Source organism: Burkholderia sp. Ac-20344 (genome assembly GCF_017104975.1).
Lineage (GTDB): Bacteria > Pseudomonadota > Gammaproteobacteria > Burkholderiales > Burkholderiaceae > Burkholderia.
The window spans coordinates 1-5535 of record NZ_JAAGPP010000270.1 but is presented as its reverse complement, the minus strand read 5'-3'; the positions used below and the strand labels follow the sequence as shown (position 1 = coordinate 5535).

5 protein-coding genes, 1 pseudogene and 1 riboswitch are annotated in these 5535 nt (G+C 71.9%); of the genes and pseudogenes, 4 read left to right on the top strand and 2 right to left on the bottom strand.

Annotated elements, in window-relative coordinates:
- Window positions 1-163, bottom strand: a pseudogene (locus G3N64_RS37925) (precorrin-3B synthase); the annotation flags it as partial.
- A gap of 106 nt (window positions 164-269) precedes the next feature.
- A riboswitch (cobalamin riboswitch) is annotated at window positions 270-462 on the bottom strand.
- A gap of 571 nt (window positions 463-1033) precedes the next feature.
- Between G3N64_RS37925 and cbiE the strand changes: the two are divergent.
- The 4 genes from cbiE to cobM are packed head-to-tail and all read left to right on the top strand — an operon-like array spanning window position 1034 to window position 4884.
- Window positions 1034-2296 (top strand): precorrin-6y C5,15-methyltransferase (decarboxylating) subunit CbiE, encoded by a 1263-nt coding sequence (gene cbiE / locus G3N64_RS37920; protein WP_205788715.1) that lies wholly within the window; start codon window positions 1034-1036, stop codon window positions 2294-2296.
- The gene (locus G3N64_RS37915; protein WP_205788714.1) at window positions 2296-3384 is read left to right on the top strand and encodes a cobalt-precorrin-5B (C(1))-methyltransferase; all 1089 of its coding nucleotides are present in this window, start codon (window positions 2296-2298) and stop codon (window positions 3382-3384) included. Before cbiE ends, G3N64_RS37915 begins: the two co-directional genes overlap by 1 nt.
- Window positions 3381-4112 (top strand): cobalt-precorrin-6A reductase, encoded by a 732-nt coding sequence (locus tag G3N64_RS37910; RefSeq protein ID WP_205788713.1) that lies wholly within the window; start codon window positions 3381-3383, stop codon window positions 4110-4112. Before G3N64_RS37915 ends, G3N64_RS37910 begins: the two co-directional genes overlap by 4 nt.
- 43 nt (window positions 4113-4155) lie before the next feature.
- Window positions 4156-4884 (top strand): precorrin-4 C(11)-methyltransferase, encoded by a 729-nt coding sequence (gene cobM, locus G3N64_RS37905; protein WP_205788712.1) that lies wholly within the window; start codon window positions 4156-4158, stop codon window positions 4882-4884.
- A 30-nt stretch (window positions 4885-4914) separates the two neighbouring features.
- On the opposite strand, the gene G3N64_RS37900 is transcribed toward cobM, so the two are convergent.
- Window positions 4915-5535 (bottom strand): MFS transporter (locus tag G3N64_RS37900; protein ID WP_205788711.1); only part of this gene is annotated, 621 nt, incomplete at its 5' end.

The window sequence follows — 5535 nt, the reverse complement described above, 5'->3', positions numbered from 1 at the left end:
GATTGGTCGCGTCGATCGCACCGGAGCCGAATGCACGCGCGGCGGCGGCGATCGCACGCGCCTGGCGCGCATCGAGCCGGCCGCCCGGCAGCTTGATCCGGCACAGGCCGCCGTCGGCGGCCGCGACCACGCGCACGAGCCCCGGGCAAGCCGACGGGCGCACGATGGGCGACGCAGGAATCGAAACGGGGGCGGAACTCAACGGGATACCGGGACAGTGTCGCGCCGCGGCCAACGCATCGGTACACCCCGCCCGACGCCGACTGGCACGCACGCACTTTCTGGCCGGCAGGTCTCCTGGCTGACAGGTCGGCGCCGGCTCCCGGCCTTCCCGGTGAAACCAGTGGCATGAGGGGGGAGATCGGCTCGCTGTCTACAGTTGCGGGGGCAGCCACAGCGGCGCTCGGCGCGCCCTGTGTTCCCTCTTCGGCCCCGAAGGGCACCGGCGAACGAACGGCCGTAGGATACCCGATTTTCGCGACGATCCGGCATCGGCGATTCGTCGCACAACCGCGTCGCAGCATGGCCGCAGCCGGTTTTGCGCTGTCTCGCAAATGGTACGATTGGCGGCTCGACATCAGATCGGCGATCGTCGGCATCCGCGATGAAACTCGGCAGGACGGAGCTGTTCGGGATGGGCATCGCACTGGGGCTGCTGGCCATCCCGGCATGAATGCTGCTCGCGTGCATACTGATCCCGCTTGCACCGTCGGCCGAGTGGCCGAAGAATGTCGGGCTCGCCGGCCTCGGCATGCCGATCGTGGCGGGCGGCACGTTCCTTTACAGGAGAAGCGGCGCGCGGCCGCTCATGGGGTTGCTGTTCGCGTCGATCGGCGGCAGGGTTCTGGGCTTGCTGACCCTGGTCGGGGGGCGTGCCGCGCGGCTGACATCGTCACCGTATCGCCCTGGCGGGCGTGCGGCGCACATGGCGCGGAAGCGGATCAGGATCAGGTCGACAACGGATCAACGCGCGGCGGCCCGGCAGCCGCGCATCGCAACAAACGGTAGGGAATCGAACGATGGGGAAGGGTGCATGACGGCGTGGCTGACGGTAGTGGGCATCGGCGACGACGGTTACGCAGGGCTCGGGCGCAGCGCGCGCCGCGCGCTGCTCGACGCGACGCTCGTCGTCGGCGCGAAGCGGCATCTCGACATGCTGCCCGCGCGGCTGCCGGCCGCGCGCGAAACGTGGCCGTCCCCGTTCGATCTCGCGGGTGTGCTCGCGCGGCGCGGGTCGCCCGTCTGCGTGCTCGCCAGCGGCGACCCGATGCTGTTCGGCGTCGGCGCCACGCTCGCACGCCAGCTTTCCCCCGACGAATGGCGCGTGCTCCCCGCGCCGTCGTCGTTGTCGCTCGCGGCCGCACGCGTCGGCTGGGCGCTGCAGGATGTCGGCGCGGTCTCGCTCGTCGGCCGTCCGCTTGCGACGCTCGCGCGTCACCTGCTGCCCGGCCGCCGCCTGTTCGTGCTGAGCGCCGACGGCCGTACGCCGGCTGCCGTCGCGGCCGAACTCGTCGCGCGCGGCTTCGGGCCGACGCGCATCAGCGTGTTCGAACATCTGGGCGGCCCGCTCGAGCGGCGTCTCGATGGCCTGGCGCAGGACTGGCGCATCGACGAAACGGCCGCGCTCAATCTGGTTGCGCTCGACTGCCAGGCCGGCCCCGACGCGCCGCGTCGTGCGCTCACGCCCGGCCTGCCCGACGACGCGTACCGTCACGACGGCCAGCTCACCAAGCGCGACCTGCGCGCGATGACACTCGGTCGTCTCGCGCCCGCGCCCGGCGAGCTGTTGTGGGACGTCGGCGCCGGCAGCGGCTCGATCGGCATCGAATGGATGCGCGCGGATCCGTCATGCCAGGCGATCGCGATCGAGGCGCATGCGGAGCGGCAGCGTTTCATCGAGCACAACCGCGACGCGCTCGGCGTACCGGGCCTGCAGCTCGTCGCGGGCCGCGCCCCCGATGCGCTCGCGGGGCTCGCCGCACCCGACGCGATCTTCATCGGCGGCGGAGCGACCGCGCCCGGCGCGCTCGACGCGTGCTGGGCGGCGCTGAAACCCGGCGGCCGGCTGGTCGCGAACGCGGTCACGCTGCAGGGCGAGATGGCGCTTGCCGCGTGGCGCGATGCGCATGGCGGCACGCTCACGCGCGTGTCGCTCGCGCACGCCGAGCCGCTCGGCCGTTTCGATACATGGCGGCAGCCGTTGCCGGTCACACTGTACGACGTGCGCAAGCCCGACGCGGCCGACACGACCGCATCGTCGCCCACGACGAACGCAACGAACACAACGGACGCGTGATGCGCGACGAGACCCCCGAACACCCCGCGCCGCTACGCTTCGGCTACACGACCGGCAGCTGCGCGACTGCCACGTCGCTCGCCGCCGCGCGGCTGCTGCTCGCGGGCCAGGCGGACGACGCAGTCGAGATCGTGCTGCCGAAGGGGCAGCGCGTGATGATGCGGCTCGAGTTCTGCCGGGCCACGGCCGACGGTGCGGAAGCCGGCACGATCAAGGATGCCGGCGACGATCCGGACGTCACGCACGGCGCGCTGATCTTCGCGCGTGTCGCGCTCGCGGCGGCGCCCGGCGTACGGTTTCATGCGGGGCCGGGCGTCGGCACGGTTACGCGCGCGGGGCTGACGCTGCCGGTCGGCGAACCGGCAATCAACCCGGTACCGCGCCAGATGATGACGACGCACCTGGAAGCGCTGGCGGCCGAGCATGGCTACGCGGGCGGCTTCGACGTGACGATCGGCGTCGAGGGCGGTGAAGCGCTCGCGCTGAAGACGATGAACCCGCGCCTCGGCATCGTCGGCGGGCTGTCGATCCTCGGCACGACCGGCATCGTGCGGCCGTTCTCGTGCTCGGCCTACATCGCGTCGATCCATCAGGGCATCGACGTCGCGCGGGCGAACGGCATCACCCACATTGCCGCGTGCACCGGCAACGCAAGCGAGGACGCGATGCGCGCGCACTATCAATTGCCCGACATGGCGCTGATCGAGATGGGCGATTTCGCGGGCGCGGTGCTCAAGCACCTGCGGCGCGCGCCGGTCGCGCGGCTGTCGATGTGCGGCGGCTTCGGCAAGCTCAGCAAGCTCGCAGCCGGCCATCTCGACCTGCACAGCCGCCATTCGAGCATCGACCTGCCGCTGCTCGCGCAGTGGGCGGCCGAAGGCGGCGCGAGCGTTGCGCTGCAAGCCGCGATGCGCGCCGCGAACACGAGCCAGGAAGCGCTGAAGCTCGCGCACGCCGACGGCGTCCCGCTCGGCGATCTCGTCTGCGCGCACGCGCTGCGCGTCGCGCGCGACATCGTGCCGCCGTCGGTCGCCGTCGAGATGTTCGCGATCGACCGGCAGGGCCGCTTCGTCGGGGAGGCGCGATGAGCGTGCGCATCCTGCTGCTCGGCGGTACCGGCGATGCGCTGAAAATCGCGCGCGCGCTTGGGGCCGGTCATGTCTACAGCCTGGCCGGCCTCGGCAAGGTGCCCGACGACCTGCGCTGCGACGTGCGCGTCGGCGGCTTCGGCGGCGCGGCCGGGCTGGCCGCGTATCTGCGCGACGCCGGCATCGGCCTCGTGATCGACGCGACGCATCCGTATGCCGCGCAGATCAGCGCGAATGCCGCGGCCGCGGCGCATGAAGCGGGCGTGCCGCTGTGGGCGCTGCGCCGCGCGCCGTGGTCGCCGCAACCCGGCGACGACTGGCGCATGGTCGACGACTGGGCCGGCATCGAGGCCGCGCTCGCGCCGTTCAGGCGGCCGCTGTTCACGCTCGGCCGCGAACCGCTTGCGCATCTCGACGCGATCCCGCCGCACCAGTTCTGGCTCGTACGCTGCCTCGACGTGCATCCCGGCAACGCGCATGCGCAGATCGTCGCCGCGCGCGGGCCGTTCACGCTCGACGGCGAGCGGGCGCTGTTCGCGCTGTTGGGTATCGACGTCGTCGTCAGCAAGAACAGCGGTGGCGCGGCGACCGAAGCCAAGCTCGACGTCGCGCGCGAACGCAGGCTGCCGGTCGTGATGCTGCGCCGGCCGCCGCTGCCCGACGCCGACCGCGGATTCGACTCGGCCGCGGCGCTCATCGACGCGCTCGATCCGGCCGCGCGCGCATGACGCCGCGCAGCCGCTCATCCCACGAATTGACGGAGATTTTTCGATGACGGTGTATTTCATCGGCGCGGGCCCCGGCGACCCGGAGCTGATCACGGTGAAGGGCCAGCGCCTCGTGCGCACGTGCCCGGTGATCCTGTATGCAGGTTCGCTGGTGCCGCCCGCCGTGCTCGACGGCCATCGCGCGGAGCAGGTCGTCAATACGGCCGAGCTCGACCTCGACGCAATCGTCGCGCTGCTGGCCGGCGCGCACGCGAAAGGGCAGGACGTCGCGCGCGTGCATTCGGGCGACCCGTCGCTGTATGGCGCGATCGGCGAGCAGATTCGCCGGTTGAAGGCGCTCGGGATTCCATACGAAATCGTGCCCGGCGTGACGGCCACGGCCGCGTGCGCGGCGACGCTCGGCGTCGAGCTGACGCTGCCCGGCGTCGCGCAGACGGTGATCCTCACGCGCTTCGCGGGCAAGACGACGATGCCGGAAGGCGAAGCGCTCGGCGCGCTCGCCGTGCACCGCGCGACGCTCGCGATCCATCTCGGCGTGCGCCATATTGCCCGCATCGTCGACGAAGTGCTGCCGCATTACGGCGCCGATTGCCCAGTCGCGGTGATCTATCGCGCGAGCTGGCCGGATGAAGAACGCGTGACCGGCACGCTCGCCGATATCGTCGGCAAGGTGCAGGGCACGCAGATCGAGCGCACCGCGCTGATCCTGATCGGGCGCGTGCTCGACGCGGAAGGGTTCGCGGATTCGACGCTGTACGCAAGCGCGGGCTGATCATGCCGACGCCGTGAGCCGCCGGGCCGGTCAGGCCCGCGCCGCTTGCCGCGCCAGCCGCGGCGCAAACCCTGCCGCCAGCGCGAACAGCGCGACACACAGGCAGGCCATCGCAACCCACGCCGGCGTCAGGTCCGCGAGATGCTGGCGCACGATGCCTGCCGCGAACGGAAACAGCCCTGCGATCAAATAGCCCACACCCTGCACGAACCCCGTCAGCGACGCAGCATCGGCCGGCGTTGCCGCGTGGTCGACCGTGACGATCAGCGACAGCGGAAACAGCGCGCCGATCCCCGCGCCCATCAGCAGCGCAGCCGGCAACGCGAGCGCTTCCGGTGCGGCCAGCATCACCAGCAACCCGACGAACAGCGACGCGATCGCCGCCTGCAACGCGGGCCGGCGATCGGGCAGGCGGTCGATCGTCGCCGAGATCGTGAGCCCCGCGACGACTTCCGCGAGCGTCATGCCGCCGAGCAGGCTGCCGGCCGCCGTCGGCGACCAGCCGAGCCGCATGTAGTACGGCGGCAGCCACGCGAGCACGAGCGTGTACGCGCCCGTCGCGATGCCGAAGAACAGCGCGAGCCGCCACGCGCGCGGCGAGCGCGACGGCCGCGCATTCGATGCCGACGCCGGCCCGGCGGCGAGCGCGTC